We start from the raw sequence: 12,568 nt of genomic DNA on the forward strand, positions 1-12,568 counted from the left end.
CACCAAGAACCGTCCGCATCGCCACAACCACCAGGGCCGCCTCGCTGCGGGAGCCGGGGTATAGGACACCCAAACACCCCAACGCAACAACATTCTGCAGACATAAGTCACTTTTCTGAAACGACACCGTAACACCACAAACCCTGGGTCCATTGACCCTATATATAGCGTTCAAAACAAAGCCCCCGGACCGCGATGGCCGGGGGCTTTTGAAAAGGGGCCTCAGTTGGCCGGTTTCACGAAGCGCAGGGTCATGCGGTCGCTTTCACCGATGGCCAGATATTTGTCGCGATCCTGGTCCTTCATGGTCAGGGTCGGCGGCAGCGTCCACACACCCTTGGGGTGATCCTTGGTGTCGCGCGGGTTGGAGTTGATCTCCGACGTCGCCACCAGCTTGAAGCCGGCATCGGTGGCCAGCTTGATCACATAATCCTCACGCACATAACCGGTCGGGGCCTTCGGGTCCTGCGGCTGATCCTTATTGGCGCGGTGTTCGACGACACCCAGCACGCCGCCGGGCTTCAGCGCCTTGAACATGGCCTTGAACGCATCCTCGGCCCAGCCGGCCCCCATCCAGTTATGCACATTGCGGAAGGTCAGGACACGGTCAACGGAACCGGCGGGCACGAAATCCAGCGCCTTAGGCCCGAAACCCGTCACCTGGGTATTGGCGTAGAGGTCGGGACGGGCTGCCAGCTTATCCTTGAAGCGCTGAATGGCGGCCAGGGTGTTGGCCGACGCCCCGTTGGGATCAGCGGCAGCCGCGATATAGCGGCCATTGGCGTTGAGGAGCGGCCCCAGCACCTCCGTGTACCAGCCGCCGCCAGGCCAGATCTCCACGACACTCATCCCCGGTTCGACCCCGAAGAATTCCAGCGTCTCCACCGGATGGCGCCACTGGTCGCGCGCCTTATTGGTATCGGAGCGGTGATCACCGGCCAGAATCGGGGCCAGCAGGTCCCGCACGGGGGCAGCAGCCAGCTGCGCAGCGGGGGTGTCGGCGGCCTGGGCCGGCAACGGAGGCAGGGAAAGGGCGGCGGCCAGCAGCAGCGGCACCGTCTTCTTGGAGATCATGGGCGTTCCTTCCGCGACAGAAGTACGGATGCCGACCCGGCATCCGGGTGGCGACACGCTAACCATGATGAGGCCTGAGGCCAAGAGGCCGTTCGGCCTATCCATGACAGGACCATGGGTCGGGCGCCGGATTGGCCCCACCAATGGCGGTCACATAGAGATGTCAGGGAAGGAAATTGGTGCCCCCGGTCGGACTCGAACCAACACGCCCTTGCGGGCAACAGATTTTGAGTCTGCCGCGTCTACCATTTCGCCACGGAGGCACCGAGCGCTTCAACGCGAGGCGGCACTATAATGATGAAAGACGGGCGGTCAATGAAATCCTGTGGGAGTGCCGCTTGCGGCCATCGGTCCCATCGGGGTGGCCCTTTGCGGAGGCGGGTATCGTCATTATAGTGTCGGCCATGATGAATAGGCCCCCCCCCTCCCCGCTCGCCCGCCTTACCGGCGCGCCCCGCCTCCCCCCCTTGCTGCTGATACTGGCGGCGCTTACGGCGCTGGGGACGGCGTTCGCCTCGCAATATTGGGGCGGGTTGAACCCTTGCGAGATGTGCTGGTGGCAGCGCTACGCCTATATGACTTCCGTCGTGCCGCTGCTGCCCTCGGCCTTTTTGCGGCTGACGGCGGCGCAGCGGCGGGTGTCGCTGCTGCTGGCCGGGCTGGTCTTTCTGGTGGGGGCCGGTATTTCGCTGTTCCATGCCGGCGTCGAGCAGAAATGGTGGGAAGGCTTCACGGCCTGCACCGCCCCGATCAGCGCCGGCGGCCTGGATGATCTGCGCGCCGCGATCCTGGCCGCCCCCGTTGTACGCTGTGACGAGATCCCCTGGTCGCTGTTCGGCATATCCATTGCCGGGTTCAGCGCCATTGCCAGCCTGGTGCTGGCCCTGTTCGCCGTGAAGGCGGCCTTTTCCACGGAGACGGCACGATGAGCCATCCCAATCCGACCCTGCCCGCCCACCTTCTGGCCCCCCGCCCCCTGGCCGACGGTCCCGCCGCCGATGCAGGCGAGGTGCCGGCCTCGGCCCGTCCGCGCCGGCTGCCCGGTGATCCCGTGCCCAGCCTGGAACGGATGATCCGCGTCGATCAGGCCGGTGAATATGGCGCCGTCCGCATCTATACGGGGCAGATGGCCGTTCTGGGCAAGGGGGATAAGGGCCCTATGCTGCGCCATATGACGGAGCAGGAGCAGGTCCATCTGGAGACGTTCAACAAACTGGCGCGGGAACGTGGCATACGCCCCACGATGTTGCAGCCCGTCTGGCATCTGGCCGGCTGGGCGCTGGGTGCCGGCACCGCCGCCCTGGGCAGCCGGGCCGCCATGGCCTGTACGGTGGCGGTGGAAGAGGTGATCGACCAGCATTATGCCGAACAGGCCGAACAACTGGGGCCAGACGAAGCGCCCTTGAAGGCCACCATCGAGCAGTTCCGAGCCGAAGAGCTGGAGCACCGGGATATCGGTCTGGCGCATGAGGCGGAACTGGCCACCGGGTATCCGGTCCTGTCCGCCCTGATCAAGGCGGGGTCGCGCACCGCCATCTGGCTGTCACAGCGTATCTGAAAGACGATGGGGCGGCGACCACGCCGCCCCATCGTCCTGTCATTACCGATAGCGCATCGCGTCCGCGATCTCGCGGTCGACAATGGTCTTGCCGATGGGGGCGAAGGCCAGGCCCGCGAATTTAAAATGCTGCAGGCCGAACGGGATGCCGATGACCGTGATGCAGCAGGCCAGCCCGATGATCAGGTGGCCCAGGCCCAGCCAGATGCCACCGAACAGGAACCAGATCACATTGCCGATGAAGCCCAGCGGGCCGGTGCCGATATCTTCGCGCCCCGTCAAATCATCACGCGGCACGGCCACCCGGCCAAAGGGCCAGAACATGAAGATGGCGATGTTCAGCGCGGCCCGTGCCCAGGGAATGCCGACAATGGAAATAACCATCACCAGCGTCGCCGTCAGCCAGGCCAGCCCGGCATTCCAGCCGAACAGCAGCAGCCACAGGATATTCATCAGCAGATTGATCATCGCGCGGTCCCTCCTTTCAGGACGTCCCTTTTAATGTGGGCGGTCAGAAGAAATTTGTAACGACCGCTGCGACGACTCCGATTGGTGCCACTACGCGCACCAGCAGGCGCCAGAGAGAATAGAAGAACGGGCTTTCAAACCCGACCGCCGCCACACTGTCCTGGCGCGTCACCACCCAGCCCGCGAACAAGGCCAGCATCACGCCGCCCAGCGGCAGCAGGATGTTGGAGGTGAGGAAGTCGATCCAGTCGAACCAGGTGCGGGTGCCGCCGAACGGATGCACATCCGACCAGATGTTGAAGGAGAACAGGGTCAGGAAGCCCAGCACCCAGGCGACGATGCCGCCGATCCAGGCCAGCGCCGAGCGCGACAGGCGCACACGGCCCGCAAACGCCGCCACGATCGGTTCCAGCAGCGAGACCGAGGACGTCAGAGCCGCGATGGCCAGCAGCACGAAAAACACCGCCCCGAAGATCGCCCCGCCCGGCATGGCACCGAAGGCCACGGTCAGGGTGACGAACACCAGACCCGGCCCTTCCGAGGGGTTCAGGCCATTGGCAAAGACGATGGGGAAGATGGCGGCACCCGCCAGCACCGCCGTCAGAATGGCGGCAAAGACAATGACCACCGAGGTGCGGGGGATCGACACGCCGCCCGGCAGATAGGCGCCATAGGCCAGCATGGTGCCAAGCCCGATGGAGAGCGAAAAGAAGGCCTGACCGGTGGCGGCCAGCACCACATCCCAGGTCACGGCCCCGAAATCCGGCTTGAACAGGTAAACCATGCCAGCGGTGAAATCGCCCTCAATACCGGCATAGATGCACAGCACCACCAGCAGCGCGAACAGGAGCGGCATCATCCAGACCACGGCCTTTTCAATGCCAGACTGGATGCCGCGCGCCACCGGGATGATGGTCAGCAGCATGAACAGGGCATGCCAGAAGGTCAGGGCCAGAGGATCGGCCAGGAAATCATCGAAGGCCTTACCCGTCTCCGCCCCCGACAGGCCGGTCATGCCGCCCATCAGCAGCTTGGGGATATAGGCCAGCGACCATCCCGCCACGACGGAGTAGAAGGACAGGATAAGCACCGCCGCCAGCACCCCGACGCAGCCGACCAATCCCCAGGTTGCCCGCCCAGAATAGCGGTGGCCCAGTTCGACCAACGTTTCGATGGGACCCTGCCGGCCCATGCGGCCCAGGGTCAGTTCGGCGATCAGGATGGGCAGGCCCACAGCCAGCACACAGATCAGATAGACCAGCATGAAGGCAGACCCGCCGCCCGTGCCGATCATATAGGGGAATTTCCAGATATTGCCCAACCCGACCGAGGAGCCGATAGCGGCCATCAGAAAGGCGAAACGTGACGACCACTGGCCGGCGGCAGCGCCGGCATTGTCATTGGATTGCAAGAGGCCTACCCCTGTTCCGATCCGGCCATTATCCCCCGCGTGACGGGGCTGACCGGGTTTTGTCCGATATTTCAAGCAATAACCCTGGCCCCCAGCCAGGGGCAAGCCCCCCACCAATCGGGCGGCGGCGATTCCAGGACGATTCCATTACGGAAATCCTAACACGCGCATGGATGCCGGCCCGGTCCTGCGTTGATGGCGGATTGACGGGCTTTGTCACAGAGCATACTTTATGCCCAACAACTGAGGTGTGTGATGGCGATCAGCGGCGTTTCCTCTTATAGCTCTTCTGTCTTCCAGACCCCCGGCGTTCGCCCGGCGGAGAGCAATACGCGCGTTCAGCCGGTGCCCCCGTCTGATCAGCAGGCGCAGCAGACCGCGTCCACCCAGCAGGATAATCAGCAGACCAACACCAATCCGACCGACAATGAACGTCAGGAAGCGGTTGCCTCTGGTCGTACCCGTGGCAGCTTCGTGAATATCACCGCCTGATTCGGTGATAGGTTCAAAAAAAGGCGCGGTGCCCACGGGTACCGCGCCTTTTGTTTTTTGGGCCGGGTGAACCCCGTATCAGGCAAGCTGGCAAAAGGCGGCGGATGCCGCCGCCCGGCGCTAAAGCGAACGTGAAATCTCCCTTGATCGGTTACGATCAAGGGGGTCACTGTTCTTTCTTTTTCTTCAATTCCCGCTTCTGGTCGGTCTGGGCGCGGTCAAGTGCGTTCAGGTTCTGCAGGGCGATATTGGCGGCGGACGTACCGGCGGCCACACGGCGTACCGATTCCCAATCCTGCTTGGCCCGTACCATATCGCTTTTGGCGGCGCGCAGATTGCCGCGCAGCAGCAGCGCCTCCCCGCTTTGCGGCGACAGGCGCAGCGCCTCTTCCACATCGTTCATCGACTTGCCATCCAGCGCCAGCAGATGGTGCGCCTGGGCCCGCAGCAGCCAGGCCTCCGCCATCTTTGGCGCCAGTTCGAGGACCTTGTCCAGATCGGCGATAACCTCCCAATAGCGTTCCATGCCCGCGCGCGCGATGGCACGGTCCATCAGGATCTGCGGGTCGCGCGGCGTCAGCTCCAGGGCCTTGCCGAACGCCGCCTCCGCCTGCGGCAGCTTATGGGCATTGGACCAGGCCGTGCCCGCCCGGCTCAGCAGATTGGCGCGCATGGCGGGGCGTTCACGCACCATCTCCGCCGCCACCGTCTCCAGCGCCGGTGCGGCCTGTTCCCAATCCCCGCGCAGCATCAGGGCCAGGGCCTGGCAAAGACGGGCATCCACACCCGCCCCCTGGCGTTCCCAGAGCTTTGCCTCTTCATAGGCGAAGTCAGGCAAGGCCTCGGCCCGGTCAAGGCAGGCGGTGCGGTTGGCGAAAATCGCCCCTTCCTGCGCCATAACGGACAGCGGCAGGCACAGGGTGGACAGGGCGATCAACGCCCCGGCATTGAGCATTCGGTTCATGACACGCTACAAATCCTGATCCGTCCCCTGCTGGCAAGTGTCAAAACGTTCATGATCACAACACCCACCATGCCGGTCGGCCGGCTGTTCATCTTCGGTCTGGGTTACACGGCCCTGCATCTGGCCGACCGTCTGCGCCATATGGGCTGGTCGCTGGCCGGCACGGTGCGGGGAGAGGACAAGGCCGATGCCTTGCGCGCGCAGGGCATTGACGCCTTCACCTTTGACCGGGGCAGGCCCCTAGCGGATGTCGTATCCGCGCTGGATGGGGTCACCCATATCCTGTCATCAGTGCCGCCCGATGCCGATGGCGACGCCGTGCTGCACCATCACGGGGCCGATATCGCGGCGCGGGCATCTGGCCTGCGCTGGGTCGGATATCTGTCGACCACCGGGGTCTATGGCGATACCGGCGGCGGCTGGGTGGATGAGGACAGCGCCTTGAACGCCACCGGCCCGCGCGGCCAGCGGCGGGTAGCGGCGGAGGCAGGCTGGCTGGCCCTGCACCGGCAGGCCGGCCTACCGGTGCATCTGTTCCGCCTGCCCGGCATCTATGGTCCGGGGCGCAGCGCCATTGATACGGTGCGGGCGGGCACGGCCCGGCGCATCGACAAGCCGGATCAGGTGTTCTGCCGCATCCATGTCGATGATATTGCCGGCGCCATTATCGCCTCCATGGCCGCGCCCCAGCCCGCCACAGCCTATAATATCGTCGATGATGAGCCCGCACCGGCCGCCCAGGTGGTGGAATATGCCGCAGCCCTGCTGGGGGTCGAGCCTCCCCCACTGGAACCTTTCGATCCCGCAACAATGTCGGCCATGGCCGCCAGCTTTTATGCTGATAATCGCCGGGTCCGGAACGACCGGCTTAAATCCTGTCTTCAATATCGGCTGATCCACCCCACCTATCGGGAAGGACTGGCGGCGCAGTTGGCCGCAGAGACAAATAGTGTCAGGCCTGTAACGGCTGGGTAAATCCGCAGGCGGACCGTTGCCGTCCCGGTTAGGATCAAGGAATGCACGACCCCGCCCCCCTGAACGACATCACCGCCCCCGTTGCCGCCGAAAGCGATGATGCGGCCCTGCGCCGCGATCTGTCGCGCCACCGCTGGATGGCGGGGTCCTGTCTGGCCCTGGCCGCCGGTGGCTGGGCCGTCAGCCATGCCCCTTTCATGCCGCCCGGCATCGCGCCTGCCCTGCGGGCCGTAGCCGAGGCGGGGATGATTGGCGGGTTGGCCGACTGGTTCGCGGTGACGGCCCTGTTCCGCCATCCGCTGGGTCTGCCCATCCCGCATACGGCCCTGGTGCCGCGCAACCGCGACCGCATCGCCGATGGCATCGCCGCCTATATCGACCGGGAATTCCTGGAACCCGCCATGCTGGTGGAACAGGTGCGGCGCATGGACCCGGCGGCCAAGCTGGCCAATCTGCTGGCGGATGAAGAGGATCGGGGGCGGCTGGTCGATCTGGTGGCCGGCATGCTCCCGGGGCTTCTGTCGCGGCAGGGCGATGCCCCGTTGGCCAATGCCCTGGGCCACGCGCTGGCCGCCGGCCTGTCACAGGCCGACCTGCGCCCGGCCCTGGCCGGCGCCCTGCGCCATTTCGTGAACAGCCCGTCACTGGAACCGCTGCTGCGGGAGATCGCGGACCGGCTGATCCATCTGATGCATGGGCAGCGTGGCTGGGTGGAGTCGGCGGTGGCCGGCAAGTCCCGCTGGTGGATGCCGTCTTCGGTCGACAAATCCCTGGCCGACACGATCAATGAGGCGATCCTGGGCCATCTCTGGGATCTGCGTTCCCCCCACGCCCCGGCGGGGCAGGAATTGCGCGACTGGCTGAAATCCCTGCCGGATGAGGTGGAGGCCGGCAGCGAGCTGGCCCAGCGTCTGCTGGAGGCGCTGCGTCAGTTCACAGGTCCGGAGGTGGCGGGCCCCTTGCTGCATGACCTGTTGTCGGGTCTGCGCGACGCGGCGCTTGCCGATCTTGACCGGCCCGATGGCCATATCCGTTCGGCCCTGCATGGTGTGGCGGCGTCGTTGGCCGATGCCATGCGGGAGGCGCCGGTGCGCGACCGCCTGAACCAGGCGGTGGAGCAGGCCTTCACGTCCGCCCTGCCCCGCTGGCGCGAGGCGATTCGCGATTTCGTGGCCCGGACCCTGAAGGCGCAGGATGTGAAGGAGTTCACGCAGCGCCTGGAACTGCGGGTCGGCCGCGACCTGCAATATATCCGCATCAACGGCACCCTGCTGGGTGCCGCGATCGGCGGGCTGCTATATGCCTTGAACCAATGGCTAGGCGGGTAACGGCGGCGGTTACGGTTCGAACAGCAGCCGGCCGGCGATATATTCTTCCTTCATGGACCCCCACGCCGCCAGATGGATGACACAAACCTCACGCACCGGCTTGGCCGATACTGACAGAACCACTCCCGTCGTAAAGTCCCGGACAATGCCCCCCATATTGCAGTGATAATTATACAGCGGGTCCAGTACCGTGACCATCCCGGTACGGCAAATCACACCGTTGAACGCCGTCTGCTCGGTAAAATGCATAAATCCGGGATTGCAGATATCCACCCTTGGTGCAATTTCCAGGATGTCCTGGAACCAGTTTTCCCAGAATGGGGAAGCACCTGAAAGAGCAAAGACACCGGAACTGAAGAAGGACCGCCCCGCCATTGCCCGTGCAAACCGCACCTCATAGGTGCCATAGAGCCAGTTTTCCTGAACATTCCTTGTGATCGTCATATCGTGCAGCACACTTGGATAGTAATGAGAGACCATCGGAGAGGCGACAGCCATGTCCGGTCCAAACATCTGTGCCTGTTTGACCGCCGCAACCAGAGTATCGTTCTGAACCCAGGTGTCACAATCCATGTAGATATAATTGGCATAGCCAGGGATGATTTTAGGAAACAGCGGCCGGATGAACTGTCCGAATGTATAGGCATGGCGGCTGACAATATCGGCGAGCACCGTAGGAAACACGTCCAAACCCAGCGGGACATAGCGCACACCGTACCGGGCCAGTTCGTCCTGGTGTTCAGGGGACAGGCCGGGGGACACACAGAACCGATCTTGTGCCGCCATGGTGGGCGCACTCTTGGCGATGGAGGCCAGGAGATTGCGGCAATGGAAGAAAAAATTGTCGTCGCAGGCGATGACAATGGCGAACTCGCTTTCCGACACCTGCAATCTCCATATCATCACAAATGAGAATCCGCGCACCGGATGCCGACCCAGCGCGCGGATATCCTCAAACTACGTGATTACGGGAAAGACTGGCAAGCATATGCAATTCTCAGGGCGTCGCAAACGCCGACAGGGTCACCCGCGCCTCAAGCACCATCTGATCCTGCACGCCGGGCAGGGCGTCGGCCATCTGGGGTGCGGCCGCCATCACCATCTTCTCCCGATAGGCACTGGCCGGCATGGCCATACGCTGTTCAGTGAAACTGATATCGCCGGCCCGGTAATTGCGGCCTGGGAAGGCGGCGTTCAGGCGCTTCAGCTCGGCATTGACCTTGGCGTAGATCTTGTCACGCAGGGTCGACCGGGTTTCCTCCGTCTCCGCCAGGGTCGGGTCGAAGGCGACGCCACCCACCCGCACCTGCAGGCCGGGCTTGCTGGCCTTCTTGGCCCGGTCGCCCAGCGCCGACAGCTGGCCTTCCGGCAGACGGGCCCGCAACTGCGCCTGCCAGCGTTCCAGACCGGCGCTGTCGCTCTGCGGGTTCATGGCGACGATGCGCCATTCGGCCTTGTCCGCGATACCGGCCACCGCCTTCAGCACATCCGACCGGACAGTGCCGCCATTGCCGTTGCCCGCGATATCGACGACCAGGGTGACCAGGGCCGTTTCCGTCTTCACCCAATCTTCCACCGAGACGTTGAAGGAAACGGTATCGATCACGGGCTGCACGGGCAGGGTCTGGGCCGACACAACCGGAACGGCGGTGAACAGCAGGCTGGCAAGGGCAAGGGGGACCAGCGACCGGCGCATTTCATTTCTCCACAACACGGCTATCCAGGGACGACATCGCCCAGCCCGCATCCTAGCCCATGGGTTGCGGCCAAATTGCGTCGGGATTGCGGAAAGGATCAGAAATCCAGATCGGCGTAATGTTTGGGTGGCGGCAGGCCCGGCTGATGGTCGGTCAGCAGCGGGCGGAAGCTGGGCCGGCTTTTCACGCGGGCATAGAAATTCCGCGCCTCGGGATGATCATCCCAGGGTACATCGCCCAGATAATCGATGGAGGAAAGCTGTGCCGCCGCCGCGATATCGGCCCAGCTGAACTGGTCGCCGGCCAGCCAGGTGCGCCGCTCGCACAGCCAGCCGATATAGTCGAGATGGTAATGGATATTGGCGAGGCCGGCGCGGATCGACTGTGTGTGCGGCGTACCCTGGCCGGAAAAACGCTTGAACAGCTTCTCGCCCACCAGCAGGTCCGTCACCTCGGCCCGGAATTTCACATCGAACCAGCCGACCAGCCGCCGCACCTCTGCCCGCAGCGCCACCTCGCGGCCCAGCAGGCTGCTCTCGGGATAGGCATCTTCCAGATATTCGCAGATGGCGGTCTGGTCGGCGATGACGCTGCCATCTTCCTCCACCAGAACCGGCACTTCGCCGGCGGGGTTCAACAGCATGAATTCCTCACGCCGCTCCCAGGGCTTTTCCAGCTCCAGCGCGAAATCCAGGCGTTTTTCGGCCAGCGCCACCCGCACCTTGCGTGAAAAGGGGGAGAGGGGATGGTGAAAAAGCGTCCGCATATTGATCCCGATCCGCCGTCCGATCACCGGCTGAGTTCAAGCTGTGCCACAGAGAATACCTGTCTGACAAGGGTTGGGCACCGTAACCTTATGGCCAGGGTCTTGTGATCACGGGGAAAATTGCGGCTGAACCCCGGTTCTGCCCCCAAATTGGCCCCCCGTATCGGGGTGGGGTGGACAGGCCCCCCTGCCCGATGCGATATCCGGTGCCGGTTCAGAGCGGGGGGATGGAACATGGACGGTGGCGTGACGGTGCGGGCGATCCAGGCAGATGACCGGGTGCAATGGCGGGGCCTGTGGGATGCCTACTGCACCTTCTACCGTGCCGATGTGCCAGCCGATGTCACCAATGCCTTGTGGGCCCGCATCCTGGACCCGTCCAGCACCGTGAACGGTCTGGTGGCCGTGGATGATGCGAGCGGACAGTTGCTGGGCCTGTGCCATTACGTCCTGCACCCGCATACATGGTCGGCCAAGCTGGTCTGTTACCTGGAGGACCTGTTCACGGCAGAGGCCGCGCGCGGCAAGGGTGTAGGCCGCGCCCTGATTACCCGGTTGACGGCGATGGGGCGTGAGGCCGGCTGGGGCCGCGTCTATTGGAATACCGAGGAAGACAATGCCCGCGCCCGCCACCTGTATGACAAGGTGACGGGCGGGGCCGATGGCTATGTGCGTTATATGATCAAGCTGTGAGCGTAAGGCTTCACACAAACAGCACCAGCACACCCGTATAGCCATAAAGCTGCGCGTTGGAGATTTCACCGCCCGCGAAAAAGCCGGTCAGCGGAAAGTCGCCCAGATGGCGGTGGATCAATTCCCGCTCAACTCCTTCCCGCCCGAACAGCCGGCCCCCGCGCGCCACACAGGTGATGTAGATGCCGGCGCGCGGCACCTGCCCTACCGGCAGCCGTCGCTTCAGCCCTTCCAGCATGCGGACCGTGTCCGCCTCGGCGGCGGCCGCGTCGCGGCGGCAGAACTGGATCGGCTGCCCATCCGTCACATTCTCCCCGATGGCGATCCAGCCGCGTTCCAGGTCGATGGCTGTCAGATCACGGACCAGCCGGTCGCCGCGGTCATCGCCGGGAATGGGCAGGCCCGCCATGATCAGCCCCGAAATCCGGCGCAGATCAGCCGACAGTTCCGGCCCGATATCGGCCTTCAGCGCAGAAAGCGCCGGGGCACCGTCAATCTCCATCACCACATGCGCATCCGCCCTGGTGATGGTGCGCACCGGACCGATGGGGGTGCAGCCCTGGGTCAGGCCGGTGGCGACGGCGATATCGGCATCGAACATCACGCCCGCCAGGCCCGGCCCCGTTTCATGCCCGCACAGCACCGCCTGTTCCCCGCGCGAAGCCGTGAGGCCGCCCACAATGAACCCACCCGTCCGCCCCGCCACATCCAGCAGCAGCGACGGCAGCCGCGCATGGCGCGGATCGCCATGCATCAGCAGCAGCAGCGGCGCGTGATCACGCAGCCAGGGCTGGACCGCATCCACGGCCCCCGCGCCATCCGTCATCGGCCCCAGCAGTTGCACTGCCCCGTCGGGCAGCCGCCCGATCAGGACGGACAGGGCCGGGCGGTCATAATATTCGCCCCCCTGGCCCAGCACGCCGATGCCCACCGTGCCGACCCAGTCGCGCACGCCCGTCACCCCACGCAGCAGGGTGGCGATGCTGCCGATCTGGTCGGCCAGATGATCGGTGACATAGAGCACGCCGAAATTGGCACCGGGCACCAGGGTCAGGTGATCCAAACAGTCCTTGGCGGCACTGGACCAGTCGGCCCCGGTGCCGGCCGCGCTGGCGAACAGGGGCGCGTCGTCGGGCATCTCC

The 12,568-nt window shown here is 64.4% G+C and carries 14 protein-coding genes and 1 tRNA gene; 6 read left to right on the top strand and 9 right to left on the bottom strand.

Annotated features, from left to right (window positions below; genetic code table 11):
* Nucleotides 1–222 precede the first annotated feature (222 nt).
* Nucleotides 223–1,074 (bottom strand): class I SAM-dependent methyltransferase, encoded by an 852-nt coding sequence (locus tag ACT6Q8_RS23140; protein WP_444735014.1) that lies wholly within the window; start codon nt 1,072–1,074, stop codon nt 223–225.
* Nucleotides 1,075–1,251: 177 nt separating this feature from the next.
* A tRNA-Leu gene (locus ACT6Q8_RS23145) sits at nt 1,252–1,337 on the bottom strand.
* A 204-nt stretch (nt 1,338–1,541) separates the two neighbouring features.
* Between ACT6Q8_RS23145 and ACT6Q8_RS23150 the strand changes: the two genes are divergently transcribed.
* Both ACT6Q8_RS23150 and ACT6Q8_RS23155 read left to right on the top strand, forming a co-directional pair.
* Complete coding sequence (locus tag ACT6Q8_RS23150) at nt 1,542–2,003, top strand: disulfide bond formation protein B (protein ID WP_444739433.1); 462 nt, start codon at nt 1,542–1,544, stop codon at nt 2,001–2,003.
* A complete protein-coding gene (locus ACT6Q8_RS23155) occupies nt 2,000–2,632 on the top strand; it encodes a demethoxyubiquinone hydroxylase family protein (RefSeq protein ID WP_444735012.1) in 633 nt (210 codons plus the stop codon). Before ACT6Q8_RS23150 ends, ACT6Q8_RS23155 begins: the two co-directional genes overlap by 4 nt.
* A 42-nt stretch (nt 2,633–2,674) precedes the next feature.
* On the opposite strand, the gene ACT6Q8_RS23160 is transcribed toward ACT6Q8_RS23155, so the two are convergent.
* Both ACT6Q8_RS23160 and ACT6Q8_RS23165 read right to left on the bottom strand, forming a co-directional pair.
* The gene (locus ACT6Q8_RS23160; protein WP_054166616.1) at nt 2,675–3,100 is read right to left on the bottom strand and encodes a YccF domain-containing protein; all 426 of its coding nucleotides are present in this window, start codon (nt 3,098–3,100) and stop codon (nt 2,675–2,677) included.
* A gap of 43 nt (nt 3,101–3,143) precedes the next feature.
* Nucleotides 3,144–4,511, bottom strand: a complete 1,368-nt coding sequence (locus ACT6Q8_RS23165; protein WP_444735011.1) for a sodium-dependent transporter — start codon at nt 4,509–4,511, stop codon at nt 3,144–3,146.
* A 255-nt stretch (nt 4,512–4,766) separates the two neighbouring features.
* Here ACT6Q8_RS23165 and ACT6Q8_RS23170 point away from each other — a divergent pair, with 255 nt between their 5' ends.
* Nucleotides 4,767–5,003, top strand: coding sequence for a hypothetical protein (locus tag ACT6Q8_RS23170; RefSeq protein ID WP_444735010.1), 237 nt, complete (start codon nt 4,767–4,769; stop codon nt 5,001–5,003).
* Nucleotides 5,004–5,169: 166 nt separating this feature from the next.
* On the opposite strand, the gene ACT6Q8_RS23175 is transcribed toward ACT6Q8_RS23170, so the two are convergent.
* A complete protein-coding gene (locus tag ACT6Q8_RS23175; RefSeq protein WP_156344450.1) occupies nt 5,170–5,967 on the bottom strand; it encodes a hypothetical protein in 798 nt (265 codons plus the stop codon).
* 51 nt (nt 5,968–6,018) lie between these two features.
* Between ACT6Q8_RS23175 and ACT6Q8_RS23180 the strand changes: the two genes are divergently transcribed.
* Entirely contained in the window at nt 6,019–6,942 is a 924-nt protein-coding gene (locus ACT6Q8_RS23180; RefSeq protein WP_444735009.1) for an SDR family oxidoreductase, read from the top strand.
* Between the two features lie 41 nt (nt 6,943–6,983).
* Complete coding sequence (locus ACT6Q8_RS23185; protein ID WP_054166619.1) at nt 6,984–8,270, top strand: DUF445 domain-containing protein; 1,287 nt, start codon at nt 6,984–6,986, stop codon at nt 8,268–8,270.
* Nucleotides 8,271–8,279: 9 nt separating this feature from the next.
* Here ACT6Q8_RS23185 and ACT6Q8_RS23190 read toward each other — a convergent pair whose 3' ends face one another.
* From ACT6Q8_RS23190 to ACT6Q8_RS23200, 3 genes are all read right to left on the bottom strand, one after another.
* Entirely contained in the window at nt 8,280–9,155 is an 876-nt protein-coding gene (locus tag ACT6Q8_RS23190) for a glycosyltransferase family 8 protein (RefSeq protein ID WP_444735008.1), read from the bottom strand.
* A gap of 112 nt (nt 9,156–9,267) precedes the next feature.
* Nucleotides 9,268–9,966, bottom strand: coding sequence for a hypothetical protein (locus ACT6Q8_RS23195; protein ID WP_444735007.1), 699 nt, complete (start codon nt 9,964–9,966; stop codon nt 9,268–9,270).
* Nucleotides 9,967–10,064: 98 nt separating this feature from the next.
* The gene (locus tag ACT6Q8_RS23200) at nt 10,065–10,733 is read right to left on the bottom strand and encodes a glutathione S-transferase family protein (protein ID WP_054166706.1); all 669 of its coding nucleotides are present in this window, start codon (nt 10,731–10,733) and stop codon (nt 10,065–10,067) included.
* A gap of 234 nt (nt 10,734–10,967) precedes the next feature.
* Here ACT6Q8_RS23200 and ACT6Q8_RS23205 point away from each other — a divergent pair, with 234 nt between their 5' ends.
* Nucleotides 10,968–11,426: a GNAT family N-acetyltransferase gene (locus tag ACT6Q8_RS23205; protein WP_054166622.1), complete on the top strand. Its 459-nt coding sequence runs from the start codon at nt 10,968–10,970 to the stop codon at nt 11,424–11,426.
* Nucleotides 11,427–11,436: 10 nt separating this feature from the next.
* On the opposite strand, the gene ACT6Q8_RS23210 is transcribed toward ACT6Q8_RS23205, so the two are convergent.
* Entirely contained in the window at nt 11,437–12,564 is a 1,128-nt protein-coding gene (locus ACT6Q8_RS23210; RefSeq protein ID WP_444735006.1) for an FIST signal transduction protein, read from the bottom strand.
* Nucleotides 12,565–12,568: the final 4 nt, after the last annotated feature.

This window comes from Niveispirillum sp. (assembly GCF_052437035.1).
Classification (GTDB): domain Bacteria; phylum Pseudomonadota; class Alphaproteobacteria; order Azospirillales; family Azospirillaceae; genus Niveispirillum.